This window comes from Sporosarcina sp. Y838 (genome assembly GCF_056786515.1).
On the sequence record NZ_JBXCJD010000053.1, the window covers coordinates 1 to 645 of the forward strand.

Annotated in this window: 6 tRNA genes; all 6 read right to left on the minus strand. The window is 49.0% G+C overall.

The features are described from left to right. Window positions 1-2: 2 nt before the first annotated feature. Window positions 3-95: transfer RNA gene (locus tag AC1TO4_RS19860), tRNA-Ser, on the minus strand. A 17-nt stretch (window positions 96-112) separates the two neighbouring features. Beyond that, window positions 113-189, minus strand: a tRNA-Ile gene (locus AC1TO4_RS19865). A gap of 7 nt (window positions 190-196) precedes the next feature. Continuing rightward, a tRNA-Met gene (locus AC1TO4_RS19870) sits at window positions 197-270 on the minus strand. A 26-nt stretch (window positions 271-296) separates the two neighbouring features. Continuing rightward, window positions 297-372, minus strand: a tRNA-Ala gene (locus AC1TO4_RS19875). Between the two features lie 82 nt (window positions 373-454). After that, window positions 455-531 (minus strand) — tRNA-Pro (locus tag AC1TO4_RS19880). 26 nt (window positions 532-557) lie between these two features. Beyond that, window positions 558-634, minus strand: a tRNA-Arg gene (locus tag AC1TO4_RS19885). Window positions 635-645 lie beyond the last annotated feature (11 nt).

Below are 645 nucleotides of genomic sequence, written 5' to 3' on the forward strand. Positions count from 1 at the left end.
AATGGAGGAGGTAGAGGGATTCGAACCCCCGCGGGATTTGACTCCCCTGTCGGTTTTCAAGACCGATCCCTTCAGCCGAGCTTGGGTATACCTCCGTGATTATATAAAGTATTGGTGGACTCTGCAGGACTGGAACCTGCGACCGGACGGTTATGAGCCGTATGCTCTAACGAACTGAGCTAAAGGTCCCTTAAGATGGCGGCAGAGGGGATCGAACCCCCGACCTCACGGGTATGAACCGTACGCTCTAGCCAGCTGAGCTACGCCGCCAGGATAATTTATATAGTTTTTGTAATTGGTGGAGCCTAGCGGGATCGAACCGCTGACCTCCTGCGTGCAAGGCAGGCGCTCTCCCAGCTGAGCTAAGGCCCCAATGTAAGGGTTAATTAATTAAGTAACAACTCTACTAAAGATGATAGCTTATTTAAGCGATAGAACTACTTAAAAAGTTTAATGGTCGGGAAGACAGGATTCGAACCTACGACCCCTTGGTCCCAAACCAAGTGCTCTACCAAGCTGAGCTACGTCCCGATAATATATAAATTGTTAAAAAATAATGGTGCGCCCGGCAGAAGTCGAATCCACAACCTCCTGATCCGTAGTCAGGTGCTCTATCCAATTGAGCTACGAGCGCATATAAGTATA